At 62.5% G+C, this 24,384-nt stretch carries 21 protein-coding genes; 13 read left to right on the plus strand and 8 right to left on the minus strand.

Annotated features, from left to right (window positions below):
• The first annotated feature begins 144 nt into the window (after positions 1-144).
• The 9 genes from ABD704_RS09835 (at position 145) to ABD704_RS09875 (ending at position 10,130) form a co-directional block, all read left to right on the plus strand.
• Positions 145-1,179, plus strand: coding sequence for a substrate-binding domain-containing protein (locus ABD704_RS09835; protein ID WP_344700529.1), 1,035 nt, complete (start codon positions 145-147; stop codon positions 1,177-1,179).
• An 18-nt stretch (positions 1,180-1,197) separates the two neighbouring features.
• Positions 1,198-2,577, plus strand: coding sequence for a phosphate ABC transporter permease subunit PstC (gene pstC, locus ABD704_RS09840; RefSeq protein WP_344699507.1), 1,380 nt, complete (start codon positions 1,198-1,200; stop codon positions 2,575-2,577).
• Entirely contained in the window at positions 2,574-3,827 is a 1,254-nt protein-coding gene (gene pstA / locus ABD704_RS09845; RefSeq protein ID WP_344699508.1) for a phosphate ABC transporter permease PstA, read from the plus strand. Before pstC ends, pstA begins: the two co-directional genes overlap by 4 nt.
• A 185-nt stretch (positions 3,828-4,012) precedes the next feature.
• Positions 4,013-4,759: a phosphate ABC transporter ATP-binding protein PstB gene (pstB, locus tag ABD704_RS09850; protein ID WP_344700530.1), complete on the plus strand. Its 747-nt coding sequence runs from the start codon at positions 4,013-4,015 to the stop codon at positions 4,757-4,759.
• Between the two features lie 13 nt (positions 4,760-4,772).
• Positions 4,773-5,468 (plus strand): phosphate signaling complex protein PhoU, encoded by a 696-nt coding sequence (phoU, locus tag ABD704_RS09855; RefSeq protein ID WP_344699509.1) that lies wholly within the window; start codon positions 4,773-4,775, stop codon positions 5,466-5,468.
• Complete coding sequence (phoB, locus tag ABD704_RS09860; RefSeq protein ID WP_344699510.1) at positions 5,465-6,157, plus strand: phosphate regulon transcriptional regulator PhoB; 693 nt, start codon at positions 5,465-5,467, stop codon at positions 6,155-6,157. Before phoU ends, phoB begins: the two co-directional genes overlap by 4 nt.
• Before the next feature lie 116 nt (positions 6,158-6,273).
• A complete protein-coding gene (locus ABD704_RS09865) occupies positions 6,274-7,314 on the plus strand; it encodes a substrate-binding domain-containing protein (RefSeq protein WP_425565457.1) in 1,041 nt (346 codons plus the stop codon).
• A gap of 80 nt (positions 7,315-7,394) precedes the next feature.
• Positions 7,395-8,987 (plus strand): OprO/OprP family phosphate-selective porin, encoded by a 1,593-nt coding sequence (locus ABD704_RS09870; RefSeq protein ID WP_344699511.1) that lies wholly within the window; start codon positions 7,395-7,397, stop codon positions 8,985-8,987.
• Between the two features lie 135 nt (positions 8,988-9,122).
• Positions 9,123-10,130, plus strand: coding sequence for a sensor histidine kinase (locus ABD704_RS09875; RefSeq protein ID WP_344699512.1), 1,008 nt, complete (start codon positions 9,123-9,125; stop codon positions 10,128-10,130).
• Here ABD704_RS09875 and ABD704_RS09880 read toward each other — a convergent pair.
• Together ABD704_RS09880 and ABD704_RS09885 are read right to left on the minus strand one after the other, a co-directional pair.
• Positions 10,127-10,930: a LytR/AlgR family response regulator transcription factor gene (locus ABD704_RS09880; RefSeq protein WP_344699513.1), complete on the minus strand. Its 804-nt coding sequence runs from the start codon at positions 10,928-10,930 to the stop codon at positions 10,127-10,129. The genes ABD704_RS09875 and ABD704_RS09880 overlap by 4 nt on opposite strands.
• Positions 10,930-12,000, minus strand: coding sequence for a sensor histidine kinase (locus tag ABD704_RS09885; protein ID WP_344700532.1), 1,071 nt, complete (start codon positions 11,998-12,000; stop codon positions 10,930-10,932). The genes ABD704_RS09880 and ABD704_RS09885 overlap by 1 nt, the downstream gene beginning before the upstream one ends.
• 209 nt (positions 12,001-12,209) lie before the next feature.
• Here ABD704_RS09885 and ABD704_RS09890 point away from each other — a divergent pair, with 209 nt between their 5' ends.
• Positions 12,210-14,150 (plus strand): M1 family metallopeptidase, encoded by a 1,941-nt coding sequence (locus ABD704_RS09890; protein ID WP_344699514.1) that lies wholly within the window; start codon positions 12,210-12,212, stop codon positions 14,148-14,150.
• A gap of 68 nt (positions 14,151-14,218) precedes the next feature.
• Positions 14,219-16,555, plus strand: a complete 2,337-nt coding sequence (locus ABD704_RS09895) for a putative bifunctional diguanylate cyclase/phosphodiesterase (protein ID WP_344699515.1) — start codon at positions 14,219-14,221, stop codon at positions 16,553-16,555.
• Here the strand turns inward: ABD704_RS09895 and ABD704_RS09900 are convergent.
• On the minus strand, positions 16,552-17,226 hold the full coding sequence (locus ABD704_RS09900; RefSeq protein ID WP_344699516.1) for an NADPH-dependent F420 reductase: 675 nt from the start codon (positions 17,224-17,226) through the stop codon (positions 16,552-16,554). The genes ABD704_RS09895 and ABD704_RS09900 overlap by 4 nt on opposite strands.
• Before the next feature lie 237 nt (positions 17,227-17,463).
• Here ABD704_RS09900 and ABD704_RS09905 point away from each other — a divergent pair, with 237 nt between their 5' ends.
• The gene (locus ABD704_RS09905; protein ID WP_344699517.1) at positions 17,464-18,363 is read left to right on the plus strand and encodes a DUF481 domain-containing protein; all 900 of its coding nucleotides are present in this window, start codon (positions 17,464-17,466) and stop codon (positions 18,361-18,363) included.
• Between the two features lie 153 nt (positions 18,364-18,516).
• Positions 18,517-18,816, plus strand: a complete 300-nt coding sequence (locus tag ABD704_RS09910) for a DUF2501 domain-containing protein (protein ID WP_344699518.1) — start codon at positions 18,517-18,519, stop codon at positions 18,814-18,816.
• 95 nt (positions 18,817-18,911) lie between these two features.
• Here the strand turns inward: ABD704_RS09910 and ABD704_RS09915 are convergent, their stop codons facing one another.
• From ABD704_RS09915 to ABD704_RS09935, 5 genes are all read right to left on the minus strand, one after another.
• Entirely contained in the window at positions 18,912-19,826 is a 915-nt protein-coding gene (locus ABD704_RS09915) for a hypothetical protein (protein ID WP_344699519.1), read from the minus strand.
• Positions 19,823-20,668 (minus strand): DUF2092 domain-containing protein, encoded by an 846-nt coding sequence (locus tag ABD704_RS09920; RefSeq protein WP_344699520.1) that lies wholly within the window; start codon positions 20,666-20,668, stop codon positions 19,823-19,825. The genes ABD704_RS09915 and ABD704_RS09920 overlap by 4 nt, the downstream gene beginning before the upstream one ends.
• Before the next feature lie 164 nt (positions 20,669-20,832).
• A complete protein-coding gene (locus ABD704_RS09925; RefSeq protein ID WP_344699521.1) occupies positions 20,833-21,657 on the minus strand; it encodes a bestrophin-like domain in 825 nt (274 codons plus the stop codon).
• Between the two features lie 79 nt (positions 21,658-21,736).
• The gene (locus ABD704_RS09930) at positions 21,737-22,948 is read right to left on the minus strand and encodes a hypothetical protein (RefSeq protein ID WP_344699522.1); all 1,212 of its coding nucleotides are present in this window, start codon (positions 22,946-22,948) and stop codon (positions 21,737-21,739) included.
• Between the two features lie 370 nt (positions 22,949-23,318).
• Positions 23,319-24,383 carry an amidohydrolase family protein gene (locus ABD704_RS09935; RefSeq protein WP_344699523.1) on the minus strand — a complete coding sequence of 355 codons (1,065 nt, stop codon included), beginning with the start codon at positions 24,381-24,383 and terminating at the stop codon, positions 23,319-23,321.
• Position 24,384 lies beyond the last annotated feature (1 nt).

Raw genomic sequence — 24,384 nt, forward strand, 5'->3', positions numbered from 1 at the left:
GGCAGGCGCAGACGGCTGGCTGCGTTCGACAGGCTGCGGCTGTCATAAAAGTGCAATATTTCTGTCACAGACGCTTCTTCGAACCACCGCTAGGGCGAAGTCCGGGGAAAGCTTTTCCGAAATGGAGTCCATCAAGTGAACAAGATGATCATGGTGCTGCCGCTCGCAGCGCTCCTCGTCGCATGCGGCTCGAAGACCGGTGGCGGCACCGGCGGTTCCAGCAGCGACATCCGAGTCGTTGGCTCTTCGACCGTCTATCCGTTCACCACGGCCGTGGCGGAGGACTTCATGCGGACCAATCCAGGCATCCGCGTCACCGTCGAATCGACGGGCACGGGCGCTGGCATGAAGCTGTTCTGCGACGGCGTCGGCAGCCAATATCCGGACATCGAGGATGCTTCGCGCCAGATCAAGAAAAGCGAATATGACGGCTGCGTCCAAAAGGGCGCGAAGACGATCATCGAAGTGCCAGTGGGCATCGACGGCCTAACGATCATCGAGGGCAAGGACGGTCCGGGCATGAACCTGACCCAGGCCGACATCTACAAGGCGCTCGCGGCCAATCCGTTCGGCAAGGGCCCGAACAAGGCGCAGACGTGGAAGGACGTGAACCCGTCGCTTCCTGCCATTAAGATCCGCGTCCTCGGCCCGCCGCCGACGTCCGGCACGCGCGACAGTCTGGCCGACCTTTACCTGACCAAGGGCTGTGACACCGACCCGGCGATGAAAGCGCTCGCGAAGAACAACGAGGATCAGCACAAGCAGTTCTGCACCAAGATCCGCGAAGACGGCGCCTATGTCGAAGCCGGCGAGAACGACAACCTGCTCGTCCAGAAGGTTTCGGCGGATCCGGGCACGCTCGGCGTCCTCGGTTTCTCCTACCTCGAGCAGAATGCCGACAAGGTCCGCCCGGTGACGATCGCCGGCGTTGCGCCGAGCGAGGCGACCATCGCCGACCTGTCCTATCCAGGCGCTCGCAAGCTCTACATTTACGTGAAGGGCGAGCATCTTCAGGCAAAGCCGAAGCTACGCGATTTCGTTGCGGCCTATGCCAAGATGTGGGGCAAGGGCGGTCCGCTCGAGCGTCGCGGGCTGGTACCGTTCGGCGGTGCCGACGCGACCGCCGCAACCCAGCAGGCTACCGAGCTGAAGCCGCTCGACCCGGCCGGCCTCAAGTAAAGCGGAAACGCGGGCGTCATGAGCCTCGGCCTTGCGCTCGTCGCAACCCTGATCGTCGCGCTTGCCGCCGGCTGGTTCGGTTATGTCCGTGCCAGCCGGCTGCGTACCACCAGCCGGTTGCACTCTCTGCCCTTCTATCACGGCGCCTATGCGACCCTGTGGGCGGCAATCCCAGCGCTGCTCATCCTTGCCTTGTGGGCACCGGTTCAGTCGCGGCTGGTCGACCAGGCCGTATTGTCCAGCCCTGAAGGGCGCGCGCTGCCGCAGTTCGAAATGCAGCGCGAGTCGATCCTGTCCGAAGGGCGCGAGATCGCGAACGGCGAGCGTGAACAAGGCTTCAACCCGCAATCCTCGACGCTCGCCCCCCGTATTCGCGCGGAGGAATCGCGCTTTTCGCTGTTCGGCGGAGTCGCTGCGATCATGGCCGCGCTGGTTGCCGCGGGCTTTGCACTCCGTCGCACCGCCCCGCAGTTTCGCGCTCGCACCGGCGTCGAGCGCTGGGTGATGATCGTGCTGTTCGCGGCCTCCCTGATCGCGATCCTGACCACGCTCGGCATCTTCCTGTCGCTGATGTTCGAAAGCCTGCGCTTCTTCAGGCTCTATCCCGTGCAGTCATTCGCCTTCGGCCTCGAATGGAGCCCGCAAACGGCGATCCGCGCCGATCAGGCAGGATCCTCCGGTGCCTTCGGCTCGCTTCCGCTGCTGTGGGGCACGTTCTTCATCGGCGCGATCATCGCAATGGTCGTCGCGGTGCCGCTTGGGCTCATGAGCGCGATCTACCTCACCCAATATGCGCATCCGCGCGTGCGCTCCTGGCTGAAGCCGATCCTGGAAATCCTCGCTGGCGTTCCGACCGTGGTTTACGGATATTTCGCCGCGCTTACGGTCGCGCCCGTCGTCCGCGACTTCGGCCTGTCGCTCGGTATCGGATCCGCGAGCAGCGAAAGCGCGCTCGCGGCCGGCTCCGTCATGGGCGTCATGATCATCCCATTCGTCAGCTCGATGGCCGACGATTCGATTGCCGCGGTGCCTCAAGCGATGCGCGATGGCAGCCTGGCAATGGGCGCGACGAAGTCGGAGACCATTCGCAAGGTCCTCCTGCCAGCCGCCCTTCCGGGAGTGATGGGCGGCATCCTTCTCGCGGTCAGCCGCGCGATTGGCGAGACGATGATCGTCGTGATGGCGGCTGGTCTCGCCGCGAACCTCACCGCGAACCCGTTTGCCAGCGTGACTACCGTGACGACGCAGATCGTGTTCCTGCTGACGGGTGAGCAGGAATTCGACAGCCCGAAGACACTAGCCGCCTTCGCGCTGGGACTGTCGCTGTTCCTCATCACCCTTCTCTTGAACCTCATCGCCCTGCACATCGTGCGGCGCTACCGGGAGCAATACGAATGAGCTCGGGTGTGCCCAGCCGGTGGAACGACGCAGCGAGCCTGAAGCGCGTGCGCAGGCGTTATGCCGCGGAGCGGCGCTTTCGCGCCGTTGGCCTTGCGGCCGTCGCCCTGTCGGTCGCATTCCTCGCTTTCCTGCTCTTCAATATGGCGTCGAAAGGGCTCGGTGGCTTCACGCACTATGAAGCCGCCCTGCCGATCGACTTCGCGAAGAGTTCGCTGTTCATCGACCCCGCGGCGCTCAATGGTCCGGACGCGGAACAGACGGTTGCGTCGGCGGACCTCACGGACACGCTGTCGAGCGCGGCGACGGCCGCCTACGGCCAAGCCGCAGCAGACATGTTCGGCGATGCGGCAATGCACCGCCTGACCAAAACTATCCTTGCCAATCCGTCGGTTCTGAACGGCCGCACGACCTTATGGCTGCCGGTCTCGAGCAAGGTTGACGTTGCCGCCAAAGGCGACGCGGATGCCGCGAGCGAGAAGCTCGTGTCGGCCCTGGAACAGCGCCACGCGTTGCGGCGTACCGTCAACATGGATTTCCTGACGGAATCGGACGCTACCGATCCGTCTTCGGTCGGCGTGTGGGGCGCGCTGAAGGGCAGCTTCTTCACCATCCTCGTGACCATCGCGCTCGCCTTTCCGGTCGGCATGCTGGCGGCAGTCTATCTCGAGGAGTTCGCGTCCAAGAACCGCTGGACCGATTTGATCGAGGTGTCGATCAACAACCTTGCTGCGGTGCCATCCATCATCTTCGGCCTTCTCGGCCTCGCCGTCTTCCTCGACTTCATGAACCTTCCGCGTTCCGCGCCGCTCGTCGGCGGCCTGACGCTGGCACTGATGACCTTCCCGGTGATCGTGATCGCCGGCCGCAACGCCATCAAGTCGGTGCCGCCGTCGATCCGCGATGCCGCGCTGGGTGTGGGCGCCTCGCGTATGCAGGTGACGTTTCACCATGTGCTGCCACTGGCGCTCCCGGGTATTCTTACCGGCACCATCATCGGCGTTGCCCGGGCGCTGGGCGAAACCGCGCCTCTGCTGATGATCGGCATGCGCGCGTTTGTCGCTGCGCCGCCGGGCGGAATCACCGATCCAGCGACCGTGCTGCCGGTTCAAATCTTCCTTTGGTCGGACGAAGTCGACCGCGGCTTCGTCGAGAAGACGAGCGCGGCGATCATCGTCCTCCTCCTGTTCATGCTGCTCATGAACGGCCTAGCCATCTATCTTCGCAACCGTTTCGAGCGCCGCTGGTGATGTATATGAAAGAAAAGATGCCGATCACGCCCGTGACGCCGGTCCCGACGGAGTCGGCCGCCACCGCCGCCGCGGCCAAGGAGCAAACCCTGTCCGAAGGGACGCCGCCCGAGCCCGCGCCCCGGATCGACGTCTCGTCCCAGGCGAGCGCCGCTCCGGAGCTCGACACCGGCCGCCAGCCGAAGATGAGCGCGGACGACGTCAGCGTCTTCTACGGCGACAAGCGCGCGCTCAAGGACGTGTCGATCCGCATCTACGAAGACCTGGTCACCGCTTTCATCGGTCCGTCAGGGTGCGGCAAGTCGACCTTCCTGCGCTGCCTCAACCGGATGAACGACACGATTCCGTCGGCGCGCGTCACCGGCCGGATCGAGCTCGACGGCGAGGACATCATGAGCGCGAGCATGGACGTAGTTCAACTTCGCGCCCGCGTCGGCATGGTGTTCCAGAAGCCCAACCCGTTCCCGAAGTCGATCTATGAAAACGTCGCCTACGGGCCGCGCATTCACGGCCTGTCGAAATCCAAGACGGAGCTTGATGAGATCGTTGAGAAGTCGCTGAAGCGCGCGGGCCTATGGGACGAAGTGAAGGACCGCCTTGCGGAAAGCGGTACCGCGCTCTCTGGTGGCCAACAGCAGCGGCTTTGTATCGCGCGCGCCATCGCCGTCGATCCCGAGGTCATTCTGATGGACGAGCCCTGCTCGGCGCTCGACCCCATCGCCACGGCGAAAATCGAGGAGCTGATCCACGAGCTTCGCGGCCGCTATGCAATCGCCATCGTCACGCACAACATGCAGCAGGCCGCGCGCGTGTCGCAGCGGACGGCCTTCTTCCATCTCGGCGAGATGGTGGAATACGGCAAGACGTCCGAGATCTTCACGAACCCGCGCGAACAGCGCACCCAAGACTATATCACCGGCCGCTACGGCTGATCGGAGCAGGATGATGCAGCAAGCCAGCGGACATACGCTCAAGGCATTCGATGAGGACATCGAACGACTGCGCGCGCTTATCAGCCAGATGGGAGGCCTTGCCGAACATGCGATCGGCGAAGCGATGCGTTGCCTCATCCAGCGCGACACCGAGGGCGCGGCCCGGATCGTGCTCGACGACAAGAAGCTCGACGCGTTGGAGATCGAGACCGAGCGCCGTGCAGTCCAGCTCATCGCTCTTCGCGCGCCGATGGCCGGCGACCTTCGCGACGTCGTTGCCGCGCTCAAAATCTCTGGTGTTGTCGAACGCATCGGCGATTATGCCAAGAACATCGCCAAGCGCGTTCCGCTGCTCGAGAATGCCGCGAAGATCGAGCCGATCTCCCTGCTTCCGGAGATGGCGCGAATCGCGACCGAGATGGTGCACGACGTGCTCGACGCTTTCATCGAGCGCGACGCCCAGGCGGCGGTCCGGGTCTGCGAGCGCGACCAGGCGGTCGACGATTTCTACGATTCCATCTTCCGCACGCTGCTTACGCACATGATGGAAAATCCGCATAATATCGGCCAGTCGGCGCACCTTCTGTTCGTTGCCAAGAACCTCGAGCGGGTCGGCGATCACGCGACCAACATCGCCGAGATGGTCTATTACGCCGCGACCGGCCAGCACATGGCCGATCGGCCCGGCAAGTCGGCGACGGCCCCATGACGAATATGCGCTTGCTGTTGGTCGAGGACGATCGCGCGCTCGCCGACCTCGTCACCTACCACTTCGAGCGCTCGGGCTACGACGTGACGCGCACCGGCGACGGCGAAGAAGCCCTGATACTGGTCGAGGAAGTGAAGCCCGACGTCATTTTGCTCGACTGGATGATCGAAGGCATTAGCGGGATCGAGGTTTGCCGTCGCCTGCGCCGCCGCCCTTCGACCGCGCACGTGCCGATCATGATGCTGACGGCGCGCGGCGAGGAAAGTGATCGCATTCGCGGTTTCGAGACCGGCGCCGACGATTATGTCACCAAGCCATTCAGCCCGCGCGAACTCGTCGCGCGCGTCGGCGCCGTGCTTCGCCGCGTTCGCCCGGCGCTCGCGGGCGAGGCGTTGAGCTATGCCGATCTGGAAATGGACGTTGCCGCCCATCGTGTGCGGCGCGCAGGGCATCAGGTGCCGCTCGGCCCGACCGAGTTCCGGCTTCTCAAGCATTTCCTCGAGCATCCCGGACGTGTCTTTTCGCGTGAGCGGCTGCTCGACGCCGTATGGTCGCACGACCCGGACATCGATGCGCGCACCGTCGACGTGCACGTTCGACGCCTTCGTCAGGCGCTCAATGGCGATGATCGGCCGGACCTGATCCGCACCGTTCGGTCCGCTGGCTATTCGCTCGACGCCGAACATTAGGGCATCGAAGTGACCGTCACAGAAGTGAAACGATACCGTCAAACAACGGTCGCCGGGACCGCTTAGCACCCGACTCAGCGGGCCGAGTGACGGCCTGTCAAATCGGGGTGTCGAACATGCTTCTCAGATCATTCGGCCTCGCCGCTACGGCGGTGATGGCTATCTCCATTTCCGGTCAGGTCGAGGCACGCACGCAAATGCGCGCGGTCGGGTCGTCGACCGTCTATCCGTTCGCCAAGATCGTCGCTGAGCGCATTGCTCGCGCCAATCCTAGGCTCGGCACGCCGATCATCGAGTCGACTGGCACGGGCGCCGGCATGAAGCTGTTTTGCGCCGGTGTCGGCGAACGCTTCCCGGATGTCGAGAATGCGTCGCGCCGGATGAAGGCTTCGGAAGCCAAGCTCTGCCAGCAGAACGGCGTGAGCGCCATCACCGAGATTCAGGTCGGCCTCGATGGCGTGACATTCGCCACCGCCAAGGGCAGCCCGCTTCAGAACGTCAGCCAGCGCGACATCTACCTGGCGCTCGCCAAGACACCCTATGGCAAGCCCAATCGGGCGAAGACCTGGAAGGACGTAAACGGCAGCCTTCCGGCGATTCCGATCCGCGTCTACGGTCCGCCGCCGACCTCGGGCACGCGCGATGCGCTTGGGGAACTGATCCTCACCCCGCCGTGCGAGGCGAACGCCAGCATGGCTGCGCTCAAGAAGAGCGACGAAAACAAGTTCAAGGCGATCTGCACCGCGGTCCGTGAGGACGGGGCCTACATCCAGGCCGGCGAGAACGACAATCTCATCGTTCAGAAGATCGAGGCCAATCCGGGCACGGTCGGCATCTTCGGTTTCTCCTATCTCGAGGAGAATATGAACAAGCTGAAGGGCATCGCCATCAACGGCGTGTCGCCGAGCTACGACACGATCAGCACTTTCAAGTACCCGGGCGCGCGTCCGCTCTACATCTACATCAAGAATGCGCATGCGGGCGCCATTCCGGCGGTTCGGGCCTATGCGGCTGAGTTCACCAAGGAGAGCACATTTGGCCCGAACGGTTATCTACGCCGGCAGGGCGGGATGATCGCCGCGCCGAACAATGTCCGTGCCCGCAGCCAGGTGGCCGCTCGCGGTCTCCAGCCGCTTAACCTTGCAAGCCTCAAGTAGGCGCTACACACACAGTTATGTCGGCACCCGCCCCGGCGGGTGCCGCGGGCCTCTGACGAGGCGGGGGAAAGGGAATAAAGATGAAGTTCAAGTCCATTGCCGCGCTCCTTGCGGGAAGCGCTATTTTCGTTGCCGCGCCCGCATGGGCACAGGATCCTGCCCCCGCGCAGAACCAGCCGGTGCCGACAGAGCCGGATCCGTCAGACGCCGCCGCCGACGCTGTTATCGCAAACGCGAAGGCAGTCGATGAGGCGCAGGCCAAGATTGAGCTACTGCAGGCCCAGATCGAGGCGCTTCAGGCTTCGGTCGAGCAAGTTAAGGCATCGATGGTCAAGGCGACTCCGTCCTGGAAGGGCGGGCCGCAGTGGGACGACAAGGAAGCCGGCTTCAGCTTTAAGCCGAAAGGCCTCATCCAATGGGATGCGGGTTACACCGGCTTTCCGCGCGGCAACCAGCTCCGCGGCACCATCATTGGCGGCCTCAACTACGCCAATCTCGGCTGGGACACCCGTGCCCGCCGACTGACGATCGGCGCCGACGGCACGCTGCCGGGCGGCTTCCGCTACAGCGCAGAGTTCAATTTTGCGCAGGGTGCTGTCGACTATGAGGACATCTTCCTCGCCTACGACGTCCACAATTCGCCGGTGACTCTGCAGGCTGGGTATTTCTATCCGTTCTCGAGCCTCGAAACGATGACGAGCTCCAAATTTACGTCGTTCCTGGAGCGCGCGTCGATCCACGACGCGTTCAGCTACAACCGCCGCCTTGGCATCGCTTTCCTCGCGAACGACAAGAAGACCGACCGCTGGACCTTCCAGGCGGGTTTGTTCAGCGAGCCTTTGAACAACGGCAGCTTCACGCGCACCGGCTGGCAGGCCTCCGCCCGCGGCGTCTTCTCACCCACACTGGGTGCAGCGCGTCTGCACCTCGGCGCCAATTTTGAGCACCGTGAGAACACGCGTGAAGCACTTGGCGCGAACTACCAGACGCGTCCGCTCTCGCAGCTCACCGATCAGCGCTTCGTCAGCACCGGCAACATTGCGGCTAAGGGTGACGACGTCGCCGGCGTAGAATTGGGCGCCATCTACAAGAGCTTCCACTTCGCGGCGGAAGGCCAGAAGGTGTGGCTTCACAAGACCTTCACCGCGGCGCAGATTGCAAATCTCAATGCCGATCTCGACACCAACGATACGCCGCTCGGCACCGGCTACAACGGCAACCCGAGCTTCTGGGGCGGCTATGCCGAGGTCGGCTACTACTTCACGGGTGAGAGCCGGGGGTACAAGGGCGGCCGGTGGGACCGCACCAAGGTGCTGCATCCGTTCAACGAGGGCGGCTGGGGCGCCCTGCAGCTCAACGGTCGAGTCGACTATGTCCAGCTTAGCGATCGGGTCGACGGCAGCTCCAGCAGCGTCGCCGCGCCTTACTATGTTAATGGCGGCAAGCAGATTGCATACCAAGGAAGCCTGATCTGGATCCCGATCGATTACGTCCGCTTCATGGCTCAGTACGGGCATATCGACGTGACGGGCGGTCCGCGCGCTTCGGTCTCGACGGCGGCAAACCCGACACAGGCACAGCTGGGCATGTTCCCGTTCGGAACGACTACACCTGCCAACCGGCGCAAGTACGGCGTCGACACGTGGGGCGTGCGCGCTCAGGTCGACTTCTAAAAGGTGAAGGCGGTCGACGCCTTTCGGCCCCTCTCTCCCCTCAGGCTCGAAAGGCAGCCCCCTCGTCCAGTTGGCGAGGGGGCGATCGCCGCTTCGGAGGTGGCTGGGCCTGACCAATAGGCTAAACAGCAAAAGATGGCGGAAAGCAGCCCCGATGACCGTGCTTTGGTCGATGCCCTCGATGAGCCCGCGCTCGTCGTGGAGGGCAGCATCGTTCGGCTTGCCAATCCTCCGGCGCAGAAGCTGCTCGGTCGCGGTATCGAGGGCCGGGACGTTCGTCTCGCCATTCGCCACCCGCAAGCGCTGGAGCTGATCCTGGGTCGAGACAGCGGCGCCATCGACGCTGTCGGCATTGCGGAACCGGGCCGTTCGTGGCGGCTCCTAATTCGCCAACTCGGTCGCGGCCGGGCTCTAGTCCGCATGATCGACCGCTCCGACGCCGTTTCGGCTGAGAAGATGCGGGTCGATTTCGTCGCTAACGCCAGCCACGAACTGCGGACACCGCTGTCGACTGTGCTTGGTTATGCGGAAACACTCGCAGACGAATCCGACCTGCCTTCGGAGCTTCGGCTGAAGTTCGGCGGCACGATACGCGATGAAGCGGGGCGCATGCTTCGGATCATCGAGGATTTGATGAGCTTGTCGCGGATCGAGGCGGATCGCTTTGTCGCGCCGAGCGAGACGGTCGACTTGGGCCAGGTCGTCGCCACCTGCGTGTCCAACGCTTCGGTTGTTCGCAACGGCCGGAAGTGTGAGTTCGCCGTCAAAATTGCACCCGACCTTCCGATGGTTCGCGGCGATCCAGGGCTACTGACCCAGGTCTTCGACAATTTGCTCAGCAACGCGGTCCGCTACGGCTGCGATCGGGCGGACGCGAAGGTCGAAGTTTCGACCGCGCGACATGGGCGCTGGGTGACAGTCGCCGTGACCGATCATGGCGCCGGCATCCCGCGCGAGCATTTGCCGCGCGTCACCGAGCGCTTTTATCGCGTCGACGCTGCCCGCAGCCGAGAGTCTGGCGGAACGGGGTTGGGACTCGCCATCGTCAAGCACATCGTCGAACGCCACCGCGGCTCGCTTGAGATCAAAAGCACCGTCGGCGTCGGTACGACGGTGACGGTGAAAATCCCCGTCGAGGCCTAGTGAACGAAGCGGGCGACCACGTCCCGATAGCTCCGCGACACCTTCACCTGCGCACCTGAATCCAGCACCAGGAAGCATTCGCCGTTGGTGTGCGGCTTCACCTGCCGGACCAGGTCCAAGTTGACGATGGTCGAGCGGTGTACGCGCTGGAAACGGCGCGGGTCGAGGCGCTTCTCGAGGTCCTTCATCGTCTCGCGGAGGATGAGCGTATTATCGCCGGTCTGAATGCACATGTAGTCACCGGCGGCATCGATCCGCTCGATGGTATCGACGTCGACGCGGAAGATCTGTCCCTGGTCCTTGATGTTGATCATCTTCTCGTAGCGATTGGCCGCAGGACCTTCGGGCGCGGCGTCGGCCAGTTCCTCGGCTGCCTCCGGCGCGTGCTCGGCCAGAGCCTCCTTGAGCCGCTCGGTTTCCTCGGCGCCGCGCCGCTCGGCGAGGCGCTGCCGAACGCGGTCCATGGTCGCAGCAAGGCGGTCTTCGTCCACCGGCTTCATCAGATAATCGACCGCCTGAGCGTCGAACGCGCGGAGCGCATGCTCGCCATAGGCGGTGACGAAGACGAACAGGGGCGGCTCGACGTCCATCAGGCCCTGGATAACGGAGAAACCGTCAAACCCCGGCATCTGGATGTCGAGGAAGACGAGGTCCGGCTTGTGGGTCTTGATCTGCCGGATCGCCTCGCGGCCGTTGGCGGCGGTGGCTACCACTTCGACGTCTTCATGCGCCTGCAGCCGTAGCTGAAGGCCCTGCGTCGCGAGGGGCTCGTCGTCGACCAAAATGGTCCGGATGGTCATCAGGCAGTCTCTCCGGTTTCGTATGGAATTTCGATGATAACGCTGAATCCCCCCCGGTCGTTCTGTCTGGTCTCGAACCGATGTGCCGCGCCATAGGCCTGCGACAGTCGGTCGCGAATGTTCGCCAGTCCGACTCCAGTAGACGGACTAGCGGCGATATCGGTTCCCTCGCTGGTGCCATTGTCGGCGACCTCGATGCGTACGGCCTGCCCCTCGCGGGCAGCGGTCAGCCAGATGTCGGCGCCGTCCTCACTTGGAGTCACAGCATATTTGATGGCGTTTTCGATCAGGGGCTGAAGCAGCAGCGAGGGCAGGCGCGCGCCGATCGTTTCGGACTCGATCTTGAAGTGCGGCCGCAAGCGGTCCTCGAAGCGCATCTTCTCGATCTCAAGATAAAGTTTCAGCGTTTCCACTTCCTGGGCCAGCGTCACCTTCGCGGTCGGCTCATTAACAAGCGTGTAACGAAGGAATGACGACAGGCGCGCGAGCATTGCGTTGGCCCGCTCGGTCTGTTTGAGCAGCACCAGCGTCGAGATCGAGTTCAGCGTGTTGAACAGGAAATGCGGGTTGAGCTGATAACGAAGCATCGCCAGCTGAGCGCTGGATGCTGCATGCTCGAGGCGCTCGCGCTGGTCGATCTGCTCTTCAAGAAGCAGGAAGTAATTGATCCCGTAGTAGAGCGCCGTCCACGCCGCGAGCAGCGCGAAGTCGACGAACAAGGCGCTTAGATACGCGATCCCTTCCGGCTTGAATCCCGGCTTCAGGAACGTCGCAACGCTCCACGTCTCGATGATCGAGAAGGTGCCGGAGGCGATGATCACGCAGGCAAGGGACAGCAGGAGCGTCCACACCGGCTTCACCTTGATCAGCCGCCGGAACAGCGAGGCCATGAGCAAAGTCAGGGAATAGCCGGTCGCCGTGAGCAGCAGCGTATGGACCAGGAGCATCCAGCCCAGACCACCCGCGAAGCCGGAGATCGTGCGGAGGAAGAAATAGCCGCTCCATCCGATCGTCTGAAGGATCCAGAAGGCGCGGTTCTTGTCATCGAAAAAAGGCTGGTCGAGCCCCATGCCCCGGGCGATCGGCGCCGCCGGTGATGAAATTTCGGGCGCGTCAGGTGGCGGCGAGCGCCGTCGCGCCGTTTGACGCCGGTCAAAGGTCGCGCTGTCGGTCGCCATCGCGGGCGATATAGAGGCGGTCTGCCGTCATTGCGAGCGTCAGGCTTGCCGACGGGGCGGAACTGGTTCTAGCGGACAGCGAAACTTTGCCCGGAAGGTCCATGATGAAGCTGGTTCGCGTCTCGCTCCTCGCTGCACTCACTCTCGGTGCTTGCCGTGTCTCAGACAATACCAACAATTCCGAGGGGCCGAAGACGGCGGAAGCGACCGTTGCACCGATCCTTACGACGCCTGACGCGCAGGACCTGCACAGCTACGCGCGGCCGCGAGAGGCGCGGGTGACTCACGTGGCGCTCGATCTCAGCTTGGATTTCGAGACGAAACGTCTCGGGGGCACCGCCACGCTGGACATCGATCGCAAGGCCGACGCGAAAGAAATCGTTCTCGATGACAACGGGCTGGAGATCCAGAGCGTTGTCGACGCCTCAAAGCAGCCGCTCCCCTACAAGGTCGGCGCAAACGACCAGTACCGCGGCTCTCCGCTGACCATCGCGCTGAAGCCCGACACCAAGCGGATCGTGATCACCTACAAGAGTGCGCCCGACGCCAGCGCCTTGCTGTGGCTCAGCCCAGAGCAGACCGCCGGGAAGAAGGCGCCCTTCATGTTCAGCCAGGGCGAATCGATCAACAACCGCAGCTGGATACCGACCCAGGATTCCCCGGCCATCCGCCAGAGCTGGGAAGCGGCGATCCACGTTCCCGCGGGCACGACCGTTGTGATGAGCGCGCCGCGTATCGAGCAGCCGATCACCCAGGGCGGCGAAAGCGTGTTCAACTTCCGCATGGATCACAGCGTTGCGCCCTACATGATCGCAATCGCGGCCGGTGATCTCGCCTTCAAGTCGCTCGGAAATCGCACTGGCGTCTGGGCGGAGCCAGCGACGATCAATGCCGCTGCGAACGAACTCGTCGACACCGAGAAGATGGTGGCGGCCGCGGAGAAGCTTTACGGGCCCTATCGCTGGGGCCGCTACGACGTGATCGTCCTCCCGCCGTCCTTCCCGTTCGGCGGTATGGAAAACCCGAACATGACCTTCCTGACGCCGACCTTCATCGCCGGCGACAAGAGCCTCGTCAGCCTCGTCGCGCATGAGCTTGCGCACAGCTGGTCGGGCAATCTCGCGACCAATGCGACGTGGAACGACTTCTGGCTCAACGAGGGCATGACGACCTACGCCGAGCGTCGCATCGTCGAGGAACTGTACGGCAAGAAGGTCGCCGACGAGCAGGTGGCGCTTGGCGTGGACGCGCTCGACAAGGCGGTTGCCAGCAATGGTGGCCCAGGCGGCGGCGATACCCGTCTCCACCTCGACCTCAAAGGCCGCAGTGCGGACGACGGAACGAGCGACATCGCCTATGAAAAGGGCGCTGCGTTCCTGCGGACGATCGAGGCGAACGTCGGGCGCGAACGATTCGACGCCTGGCTCAAGGGCTGGTTCGATCGCCACGCATTCCAGCCGGTCACCTCGGCCATTTTCCTCGCCGACCTCCGCCAGAACCTGATCAAGGGCGACAAGGCGCTCGAACAGAAGCTGATGCTCGACGACTGGGTCTACAAGCCGGGCGTCCCGTCGAACTTGGTTCGGCCGGCGGCCGCCGTCTTCGCCGAACAGGACAAGGCGTCCACTGCCCTCGCTGGCGGTGGTACGGCGCCGCAGGCCTGGGCGAACTGGACGACCGACGAGCGCCTGCGCTTCCTCAACCGTTTGCCGCGTAAGCTTCCCAAGCCGCGGCTGGACGCGCTTCAGGCTGCCTACGATCTCAACGGGACGCAAAACTTGGAAGTGCGCTTCGCCTGGCTCGATCTGGCCGTCGGCAGCCGGTACGATCCAGCGGTTCCCTCGCTGGAGCAGTTCCTGACTTCGCAAGGTCGCGGCAAATTCGTGCGCCCGCTGTTCAAGGCGCTGGCCAAGGACGTGCAGTGGGGCAGGCCGATCGCCGCGCGAATCTATCCGAAGGCGCGGCCGCTCTATCATCCGCTGGTTGGGCGCGATCTCGACAAATTGGGCCTGCAAACTGTCGGGAAACCGACACCGAAATAATCGCAGAGCTTAACCGCGCCTCAACTCTCTTTGGCTAACAGCATTGCCGGTAGTGGAACGGCGGGCGGATGTACGAGGCTCCAGATCGATATAAGCGTTTGATTTCGGCCCGGCTTCCGGGCGGTGAATCAGCAGGCCTCGCGGCCGGCGCGCCCGACGACGAAAGCTCGCCCCTGCGGGACGTGCAGCTCATTTCGCGCGCCCAGCTCGCGCCTTTCTTCGCCATCGCCAATATTGCCGCTGCCTTGATGATGCTTCCCAACCTGTGGGGCGTCGTACCCAAGGAGTGGCTGTTCCCGTGGATCGGCGCCGTTGGCGTCGTCAACGTGGGCGCCATGCACCTCGCACGGATTCAGTCGATCAAGTGCGTCGGTCGTTCGGGTAAGCGTGTGCCGATGTGGCAGATGGTCGCGGAAGTCACGTTTCGCGCCCTCGTCTGGCTCAGCCTGCCAATCACTCTGTTTCATACCATGGACCCGGGTACGCAGGTCATTGCAGCGTCGGTGATGGCAGGTCTTGGAATCGCCGCACTTGGTCTCGTCGTCGTTCCGCCTTGCGTCACTTCCTGGATGGTGTGCTTCACCGTCGGTATTGGCGGCGTGCTGGTCCTTGAGCGTCATAGCGTGCCCTTCCAGCACATGCTGTCGATCCTGTTCACGCTCGGCGTCGCCAGCTTCGGAGTCCTTACCGTGGCGCGCTGGTCGTTTCACCAGCTCAAGACCAACGCCGATGTCGGCAGCCGCAGCGAGGGCGCCAGCCTTCTCCTGCAGGAGTACGAGCAGCGCGGCGTGGGCTGGCTGTGGCAGGTCGACGCGGAGAATCGCGTCACCTACATCAGCTCGCGCATGAGCGCCCTTCTCGGGCGGCCCGCGCAGCAGCTCCTTGGCTATTCGATGCCCGCGCTTCTCGGCGGCCATGCCGAGCTTGGCCGTGTGCTGCTCGACAAACAGCCGTTCAACGCGCTCGAAATGGAGCTCGCGACGCCACGCGGAACGCGCTGGATCTCCATCGCTGGCGACCCAATTATCGATACGGCCGGCCGCTTCGAAGGCTTCCGCGGCGTCGGCTCCGACATCACCGAAATCCGCCAGACGCAGGAACGCCTGACCCACCTCGCCAATGTTGACGTGCTTTCGGGCCTGCCCAACCGTGGCCGCGTGCGCCAGCTTCTGGGCGAGGCGCTGCGTCAGGCGACGGTCACCAATGTGCCCTGCGCGATCATGTTTCTCGACCTCGATGGCTTCAAGCCGGTCAACGACACCTTCGGCCACCCGAAGGGCGATGCGGTGCTCCGCGCCGTCGCCAAGCGGCTGGTCGATCAGCTCGGGAACGTCGGCCACGTTGGCCGCATGGGCGGCGACGAATTTGCGATCGTCATCGGTGACGCGCAGAGCCGCAAGATGGTCGAGCAAATGGCCGAAAAGATCATCGCGGCCATCAAGGAGCCTTATGTCATCGAACAGATGGAAATCCGCATCGGTGTTTCCATCGGCTGCGCCTTCGGTCCGATCGACGGCGCCACGGTCGACGATCTCATCCTAAAGGCCGACCTTGCTCTGTACCAGGCGAAGGACGCCGGCCGCGGCGTCGCGCGCTATTTCTCGTCGGAACTTCAATCGGAGCAGGAAGACCGCGTCCGCCTCGAAAGCGATCTGCGCTCCGCGATCGCTTCGAACCAGTTCCACCTCGTCTATCAGCCGCTGATCAACGCCAAGACGCAGAAGCTGGTCGGGTTCGAAGCCCTCATCCGCTGGAACCACCCGCAGCGCGGAAACGTCCCGCCGAACGTTTTCATTCCCGTGGCCGAAGAAACCGGCCTGATGGGTGCCATCGGAGCCTGGGTCATCGACGAGGCATGCCGCTCGGCGGCAACCTGGCCTGAGCCGATCACCGTCGCGCTGAACATCAGCCCGAAGCAGATCATCCTCCCGGCATTGCCGAATATCGTCAGTGAGGCGCTCGCCCGTCACAAGCTTCCGGGCAACCGGATCGAACTCGAGGTTACCGAAGGCGTGTTCCTCGGCGACAACGGCTCGACCCTCGACGTCTTGAAGCGCTTGCGCCAGCTTGGCGTCGGCATTGCGCTCGATGACTTCGGGACCGGCTACTCGTCGATCGGCTATCTGAACAAGGCCGTCTTCCATAAGCTGAAGATTGACGGCAGCTTCGTTCGCGAAGCCGGCTCGCGGCCGGAGAATGTCGCGATCATCCAGTCAATCGTTCAGCTCGCGAAGAGCTTCCGCATGTCGATCACCGCGGAAGGTGTCGAGAGCGCCGAGGACTTTGAGCGCATGCGCGACCTCGGCTGCGACACGATCCAGGGTTATCTGTTCGGCCGTCCGCTCGCCTATGAGCGTGCCAACCAAATGGTGCGCGGCCTCGGGGCCAAGAGGATGGCCGGCTAGGTCGCGACCTGCTCCGGCTGGGTTAGCAGCCGCCAGTTCATTCGCGGATAGGAGTTCAGCTGCCGGCCCAGGCTGCTGGTGATGAAGGTCAGCCGCTCGACCGTTCGGCTGTGGATCAGCGGACCGGCATCTAGGTAACGGAACGGCGTGCCTTCGGTCAGCGCGAAGAACTGCGCCTTTGCTTTTTCATCGTCGCCGGTGACCAAAACGTCGCTTAGCGTTTCACCGAAGTCGGGATGGTCGAACACTTCCCAGAATACATTTTTGAACGCGCCGACGACCCGCGCCTGCGGAAAGCGGTGCTGCAGCTGTTCGGCGGCGCTGGTGTCCCACGGCGTCACGAAATCGCTGTAGTCGGCGTTGAATGGGTTGCTGATGTCGATCAGCAGCTTGCCCGATAGCGCACGGCAGTGCCGATCGAGCAGATCGAAAAGCCCATCGCTGACGAACACCGCCGGCAGAACTGCGGGCGCGGCCAGCGCGTCGGAATAGCAACCTGCCCGAAGCGTGGGGATTCCAAGTTCTTCAACGATCGCAGACGCGCGATCAGAATCGCGCGACCCGAGCACGACGCGCCGGCCCGCACGGGCGAACATTGCCGCCAGCCGCGAACCCATGCGTCCAGTTCCAAGCACGCCAAGCTCGGCCTGCCATTGATCGGTTGTGATCATTCAAAGTATCCTTCTGCCGTCCCATCACGGCGCGTCCGCTACTCCTGGCGGCATATCGTGCGCCAACCGAAACCGAATTCAGGACGATAAGCTGGCCTTATGAGCCAGCGGGGCGGTTGCGGAGGCAGGACCCCTCTAGAGAAGGCGAGCTGGCCGACTGCTCCGCGTATCGGGAGTAACCCCGATGGTCTCCCGGCCGCAGCTAGTCAGGTTATCTCTCATTTCTAGGAGCAGCCAATGCTCAGAAGCGGCGAGCTTTGCATTGCGGTTGTGACGCTGACGCTTCTGGCCATGCCGGTTAGCGCAAACGCCACTGAGTTGGGGCCGGACGCACGCGAACTGATCCGCGAGGCTTACCCGAAAGAGCGCCAATCCATCGTCAATGTCCTGAAGCGACTGCACCCTGAGGCGACGGAGGAGATCGACAAGCTCGTCAGGGAGATTGATCAGCAGAAGAAGGAAAAGGTCGAGCGGATGGGCCTGATCGAAGGGCTTCGCGGCGAAGTTGCTGTCGGAGGTTTCTATTCGACCGGCAATACGAACGAGTGGGGCGTTAGCGGTACGGCCACAATCCGGCGCGAAGGCAAGCGTTGGGTAAACTCACTCGACTTGCTCGCCGATGTGAAGAATGAGGACCACCAGAAGGTTACGGATCGGCTGGCTGCAACCTACAGGCTGCGCCGTAACTTCGTCGGTTCTAACTGGTTCGTCGCGGGGGGACTTAGCTACGAACGGGACAGCTTCGTCGGCTTCACGCAGCGGTTGGGGCAATTCGTCGGCCCAGGCTACCAGATCAGCAATGGCAACCGCCTGAAATGGGACGTCACGGCGGGTCCCGGATTCCGCCGCACCCGCTTCATCGATGCGCCTTCCGAAAGTCAGTTCGGGCTGCACGCACGGACGACCTTCGCATGGCAGATAACCGACACGCTGAAGTTCGCAGAAAGCCTCAGCGCGGACCTCGGCAAAGGCGACGATTCCTATCTTTCGACCACCTCTGTGACGTCGGACATCTACGGCGGCTTCGCGCTCCGCCTTTCATTCGTCGCCGAATATGAGACCCAACCGCCGGCCGATCGAAAGAAGCTGGACACCTACAGCAGAGCTAGTGTCGTTTACATCTTTGAGCCGCATTAGCGGCGCGTCGCCGAAGTCCGGAGTCATCCCGATGGCGCCCATCCAGGAGAGTAAGTAGCTGCCTTTTGAGAGGAAGAGACTATGACGATTTCCCGTATAATCACTGGCTCGCTAGCGGCGGCGTTTTGCGTCGCGCAGCCCGCTCGCGCGCAAATGTCCGCCGCACCGATCCCGTCGGCTCTACCCGACATAAATTCCATCTCCGCCGCGAACGCCGCCGGGGTCTTGCGATATTGCGTGTCCAAGCAACTAGTCAGCAGCACAAGTGCCGATCTGGTGCTTCAAACGCTCACCACGAAGCGGAGCGTTTTGAATTCGCCGGACTACTCGTCAGGCCAGCAAGGGCGTATTCTGCCCGCGGGCGGCAAGGCTTTTTCAATCGAGGAAGCGCCAAGCTACCTCCAGTCCCGGGCCTGCGACCTGGTCTTGAGCCGGGCACAGCAGTTCCACTGATCGATCGCTACGGCGATCGTCTTCTCAGTTGCCAGGCGTCCGGTCAGGACCGTCCGGTCACTCGTACCCCAGGCGCGATGCTTACGTGACGGCCTCTACTGCGCGGCGGCGTCCGGCTGCGGCACAGTTACATACACAACCGTATCGCCTTCATATTGCGGTTGGTACCACGCCGACCCGCAGTGGTAATAAGTGTAGCTCGCATATGGGTACGGCGAGCAACCACCCGGCAAACCGTAATAAGCCGTGCCGTAGGCCGCAGCGGTCACGCCAGCGATCGCACCAATCGCAACGCCTGCTGCAATCGGGTGATCGTACCACCCGCCCCAGCCACCGCCCCAATTGCCGTAATTGTTGTCGATGTTGATGTTGCCGGTGTTGATGTTGCCGTTGTTGACACGATTTCCGCTGCCGACGTTGTTCCTGCCCCCGGCGGGCAATTGGCCGGGCCTTGCACCACCGACGCCTCCTGCTCCACCGACACCGCCGGGCCGCCCAGCACCGCCAACGCCACCGACGCCGCCGACGCCACCGGGCCGTCCAGCACCGCCAACGCCACCTACTCCCCCAACACCGCCGGGACGCCCAGCGCCGCCGACGCCGCCTGCTCCACCGACACCGCCGGGTCGTCCGACGCCACCTGCCCCGCCGGGTCGTCCAGCGCCACCCGCTGGAAGTTGGCTCGGTCGGCTGTAACTTGCACCGCCAGGCCTGCTATAGCTGCCGCCGCGGCTGAAGCCTGAGCCGCCGTAGCCGCCGCCGCCAAATCCGCCGCCACGGCTGATGCTTGAGGAACCGCCATAGCGTGCGCCGCCGCCGCCGCCACCGCGGCTGAATCCGCCACCGCCGCCGCCAAACCCGCCACCGCCGCCGCGGCTGAAACCGCCGCCGCCGCCACGACCGCCGCCACCGCCACCACGACCACCGCGTGCGTCAACTTCTTGGATGGAGAATGCGATCAGGCCAACGAATGCCGCGGCGGTCGCGAAGCGATGAAGTGCCGTGATCATTTCGACTCTCCTGAAGCAATGTAAGTGGCCATCGGGATGCGCTTGGCGTCAGCGTTCGGAGCGAAGGTAAAATCACTCGCCGCGAGCGCAGGATTCACTTTCCAATCCAGTCTCGCGATGTAGGTGGGGTGAGCCGCGTCGGTTTGGTCGACGATGACCAGCTTGCGCGGGAGTGGTTGCGCGCCCTGCTGGATCCAAACCTCCCAGTCAGTATTCGCCTCGCGAAACGCGTAATGATCGGTAGGAACGCCATCGATGGTTGCGGTTCCGACCTGGTAGGCGGATTTCAACGCATCGTCGCGTTTCCCGTTAGGATCGGACCAGCGGAAAAGATCCTCGAGCGGAAGTTTGATACCGCGCTTTTCGTAGATTTCCTTCAGCGTGTCCTTATTGGTCGCCGGTGCTGGAACGGTTGAGTAGAACCCCGTTGACGGCGCATAGACCGTGAACTGCTTGCCGTCATAATAGAAGCGCCGTTTCTTCAGATCGCTGTCGTAATCGATCACGAACCCAGCCGGCTTGCGAAGCTTGTAATTGGTCACGCCATCCATTTGGATGCGCTGGCCGTCCTGCGTGACGACATCGAGACTGCCGTTGGACTTGATCTGTGCCGTCTTGAGCGACGTCAGATAAGCGCTCATCCGCGCTAGTGCGGCTACTGCGTCGGGGTCGACGGTTCCAGGGACGGTTGACTTATCGTCATCCTTGGCTGTCGCGGAAGCAGCCTGCGAACCCGCCTTATTGCTCGCCGCTTCGTTCTTCGAAGCTTCACTTCCTTTGCACCCCGCGACCAGAAACAGGGACAGGACAATTGTGAGATACCGCGGGCCGAAGCTCGTCATTGGCCGTCTCCATGCTCGATGCACGCGCCGCTGCGCTGCAGCCGAACAGGGTACCGAGGTGCGCGGAGGGTTCTATCGGGAGAAACCCTAGATTAAGCTCGGCTATTCCGGAGCCGTAGTGCAGCAAGCTATGCGGTTTTCCCCGACATTTGAGCATGAGCGCTCTAGCGTAGCGGCTGCGCAGGGCGTGCCGGCAAGACCGCCTTGTCGAGGTCTGCAATTGTGTTCTCCAGAGCGGTCTGCGGAACGAGAATTGATCCTCCACGGGGCCGATCAAGATCGAGGATTAGCACTATTGCCAATGCCATCAGGACGAACAGAAGCGATGAAGCCGCGCGAAGCCGATATGGCTGCGAGGCGGTGAGATAGCCGAGCAGGGCACTGGATGTGATCAAGTAAAGGATCAGCGCGTCCATCACTCGATCAGGAATATGCGCAGTTCCAGCGAGCTCCCTGCGCCGTCCCACGTTCAGCACATCTGCGACACTTTCCGCGACGGATACGCCGAGGTCAGTGCCGCGATAAGGTAGGACACTGTTTCGCGTGACGTTCCATAGTTGCTCGCGCAGGTGTTGGCTGCGTTCGAGCTGAGCCTGCTTTTCGGCATCCCACGTACCCAGGGGCGAGATGCGGGTGTGCGCGTAGTTTCGAATAGCGATTTGGAGCGGGAAGCGTTGTGCGTCGTCGAGGATCTCGGCGCGATCGAAGCTCGTCTCGATGGCATTTGCCTCCTCCGAAACGATCACGCGTCGCGTATCGAAGCGGTCGAGCGCAATCGTGAATGTGAAGCCGACGATGAACGCGAATAACCCGAACACGGATCCGATGATGAAGCCTTCCATGTCGAGCCGCCCCTGCTCCTCGCGCTTATCGGGTCGCCAGGCCGAAACCTTGCGATGAAGCCATTGGCCAACCTCGGAGCTCAGGAGACAACAGAGGACGAGGATGATGCCATCCAACCACAGAGGGAGTTTCGGGAGCAGGTTCATGTGGCTTCAGCTTTCACTAGGACCGCGGCATGGACGGGCTAGAAAATGACGGTTTGCGCAAGCGTCGGAGCCGACTGCACTAGAACATCAACACCCAGTCGCTCAGGAATACCCAGCCCTTGTCGCCGACTGCGACAGGCATGTGGAAACCTCCAACTGGCGACCTATCGGTTCTTATCGCTTCGAGATTGACGTGCATCTCGCGCCTCCGGAACGGGTAGACATTGACGCCGGCCGCAAATTCCGTCGGATTGCCATTCGCGCCCCAAATTTTCGAAGCCGTCACGTAGGTCTGGACCAAATCCTTGATCGGCATCGCCGAAAGCTGAAGCGCGAACCCATTGTCTTTCACGTGGTCGATAGGAACGAACCCAATCGTTTGGAAGTGATTGACCCTGCGCCAATACCACTGACCTTCAAGCGACATGCCTTTGTATTTCACGCCAAGGTCGATGCTCGCCATCGCCCACTTGGCTCGCTCAATCTTGCCGCCCGTACCGAAAGGATCGGGACTGAAGAGCAATGTCCCGTCTGTCAGGCGTATCTGAGAGTTCTCGAAATCGTCCTCTTTCGGCTGCCCTTGCGCGGTCTCAGTGCTGCGCGAAACGTTGAGGCCGATGTAGGTCGCGACTTTCTGGTGGTAATCGTAATCCCCGAAGCCGTCAGCCAAGCCAAACTCGCCGGTCGTCGGCATCCACCAGAGGGCGCCGGACACGGTGTTGAACTTGTTGTCGAGTTCCTTGGAGCTGACGCCGAGGGTCGACAGGTTGTTGCCGACCATGACCCGATAGTTAAGTCCCTTCGCAATCTGCCCGAAGGCATCGATTCCGCTGGTGTATGAGCCGCGGTAGAATTCGTCGGCCATGACGCGATTGTCGTGACGCAGCCACTTGGGGAAGCTGTAATTCGTGCTGCGCGTGGTCGGCAGCGGCATGATGCCGGCGCTGACTGACAACCAATTGGCAAATTTGTATCTGAGGAAGCCCGCGATCGCGACCTGGCCGCCTTCGCCCTGATTCGCATTGTTGGTCCAGACGAAAATGAGATGCGAGAAACGCGGGGTAAACAACCAGCCTTTGAATTGTAGGCTGACTTTATAAAGCTGCACTTCGTTGCGCTTTTCGACCGGGATCACCCTGCCGAAACTGTCAGTGTATGTTGAGTCGACCGCGTTCTGATTGAGGTAGCGTGCATAGGTCATCAGGCCGAGATATTCGGTGGCGATGGGCTCATCGACGAGCACCCAGCCAGTGTCGCGTTTGAACGTGCCGGCGAGCTCCTGACGCTTCATGAATGCGTCTACCGGATTCTTCGCAGGCTCCGCTGCAGCTTGCTGCTGCTCAGGCGTTAGCGGGCGCAAAGGCGGAGTCACTTGTACGCTAGTTGTGGCAGTGGAGGCGGGCTCAGAATGCGGCACTCCAAGCTTCGATTCGAGCGCCTGAATCCTCGCGTCGAAGTCGCTCATTCGGTTCTGCATGTCGCGACGTTGTAACTGCAGAAGTTTGAGCTGATCGGCCGGCGAGAGATTCGCGTCGGACTGTTTCGCTTGGTCGGCAGCCTCGCCTTTTTGTTGGTCGGGCATTGGCAAGTTTCCAGCATCCTGCGCGCGCGCCGGCGCCGCCAGCACAAGCGCGCATGACACCGACGCGAGGAGCAGTTGCTTAATGCTGCACATGCGCACGCTCCCACCCACGCACGCGTGCGCGCGCCCCATCGAAAATGCGTTCGTAATTGCCGAACAGGATCGCCTGCTTCGTAGCTGGCCTGACTTTCGCGAATATCGGATCCCACATGCGGAACACGCGAACGTTTGCGTCGATGTTCGGCGGCGCGACATTGTCCGTACCGAACAGGAACCGGTCGGGGAACTTGTCGAACATGGCTGCGACGCGCGCGATCACGTCGGGGTTCACCACCGCATATTTCGCCAGTTCGTCCCAGCTGATGTCGAAATAGACGTTGTTGAATCGCGGATCGGACAAGATGTTTTCGATCAGTTCGACATGCGCTGGCGGCCTTTCGTCGGTTTGTCCCGTGCTTGCTGACGCAGGCATCGGCATGACCACTCGACCAAGGCCGGTATGCGCCCAGATGATTGTCGTTTTCGGGTGGCGCGCGAGTACGTCGCGCATCTGGTCATAGAAAAGCGGAGGTCCGGTGCGCTTCGTGAAGGGAACATCGATATCGCAGTGGAAGATGACCGGCATCCCGACTTCGCCGGCGAAGTCGAAGATGCGGTCGAGGGCAGGATTGAAAAGAGTCGCCGTATCGCCCGCAACCTTTCCCGACACGAATTCCTTGTGGATGCTGAATTCGCCAATGCCGCTGAACACCCCGGGATACATTTCAAGCACCCGGCGGATGTGGTCCACGGCGTACATGTCGGTCGGGTTGAAACCGGTGATCATCGGATCGAGCCGCGCGCGGTCCTGCGGCGGCAACGAGAGATACTCGTGCGCGATCATCGCATCCGTAAAGGAGTAGTAATAAAGGGGTGCGTCGGTCTGCAGGTAATAGGTCGGCGCGACGTTACCCGAATTGAAGTAGGACCAGGTCTGCTGCAGCGGGATTCCGAAAAGAGTCGACCGCTTCACGGTCGAGGCCATCATCCTCACATATTCTCGGGCGGTGAGCCCTTTCTGCACATAGTTCGTCAGATGGAAATGAGCGTCGTCAAATAGGTAGCTCTCGCCACGCGCGGCGCCTGCAGATCCGGCAGGGGACACC

It is taken from the genome of Sphingomonas limnosediminicola, from assembly GCF_039537965.1.
Classification (GTDB): Bacteria; Pseudomonadota; Alphaproteobacteria; order Sphingomonadales; family Sphingomonadaceae; genus Sphingomicrobium; species Sphingomicrobium limnosediminicola.

Bases quoted from the DNA above. Each gene is read 5' to 3' on its own strand.
- ABD704_RS09835 (WP_344700529.1), top strand. From the start codon at position 145: ATGATCATGGTGCTGCCGCTCGCAGCGCTCCTCGTCGCATGCGGCTCG.
- pstC (WP_344699507.1), top strand. From the start codon at position 1,198: ATGAGCCTCGGCCTTGCGCTCGTCGCAACCCTGATCGTCGCGCTTGCC.
- pstA (WP_344699508.1), top strand. From the start codon at position 2,574: ATGAGCTCGGGTGTGCCCAGCCGGTGGAACGACGCAGCGAGCCTGAAG.
- pstB (WP_344700530.1), top strand. From the start codon at position 4,013: ATGAGCGCGGACGACGTCAGCGTCTTCTACGGCGACAAGCGCGCGCTC.
- phoU (WP_344699509.1), top strand. From the start codon at position 4,773: ATGCAGCAAGCCAGCGGACATACGCTCAAGGCATTCGATGAGGACATC.
- phoB (WP_344699510.1), top strand. From the start codon at position 5,465: ATGACGAATATGCGCTTGCTGTTGGTCGAGGACGATCGCGCGCTCGCC.
- ABD704_RS09865 (WP_425565457.1), top strand. From the start codon at position 6,274: ATGCTTCTCAGATCATTCGGCCTCGCCGCTACGGCGGTGATGGCTATC.
- ABD704_RS09870 (WP_344699511.1), top strand. From the start codon at position 7,395: ATGAAGTTCAAGTCCATTGCCGCGCTCCTTGCGGGAAGCGCTATTTTC.
- ABD704_RS09875 (WP_344699512.1), top strand. From the start codon at position 9,123: ATGGCGGAAAGCAGCCCCGATGACCGTGCTTTGGTCGATGCCCTCGAT.
- ABD704_RS09880 (WP_344699513.1), bottom strand. From the start codon at position 10,930: ATGACCATCCGGACCATTTTGGTCGACGACGAGCCCCTCGCGACGCAG.
- ABD704_RS09885 (WP_344700532.1), bottom strand. From the start codon at position 12,000: ATGGGGCTCGACCAGCCTTTTTTCGATGACAAGAACCGCGCCTTCTGG.
- ABD704_RS09890 (WP_344699514.1), top strand. From the start codon at position 12,210: ATGATGAAGCTGGTTCGCGTCTCGCTCCTCGCTGCACTCACTCTCGGT.
- ABD704_RS09895 (WP_344699515.1), top strand. From the start codon at position 14,219: ATGTACGAGGCTCCAGATCGATATAAGCGTTTGATTTCGGCCCGGCTT.
- ABD704_RS09900 (WP_344699516.1), bottom strand. From the start codon at position 17,226: ATGATCACAACCGATCAATGGCAGGCCGAGCTTGGCGTGCTTGGAACT.
- ABD704_RS09905 (WP_344699517.1), top strand. From the start codon at position 17,464: ATGCTCAGAAGCGGCGAGCTTTGCATTGCGGTTGTGACGCTGACGCTT.
- ABD704_RS09910 (WP_344699518.1), top strand. From the start codon at position 18,517: ATGTCCGCCGCACCGATCCCGTCGGCTCTACCCGACATAAATTCCATC.
- ABD704_RS09915 (WP_344699519.1), bottom strand. From the start codon at position 19,826: ATGATCACGGCACTTCATCGCTTCGCGACCGCCGCGGCATTCGTTGGC.
- ABD704_RS09920 (WP_344699520.1), bottom strand. From the start codon at position 20,668: ATGACGAGCTTCGGCCCGCGGTATCTCACAATTGTCCTGTCCCTGTTT.
- ABD704_RS09925 (WP_344699521.1), bottom strand. From the start codon at position 21,657: ATGAACCTGCTCCCGAAACTCCCTCTGTGGTTGGATGGCATCATCCTC.
- ABD704_RS09930 (WP_344699522.1), bottom strand. From the start codon at position 22,948: ATGAAGCGTCAGGAGCTCGCCGGCACGTTCAAACGCGACACTGGCTGG.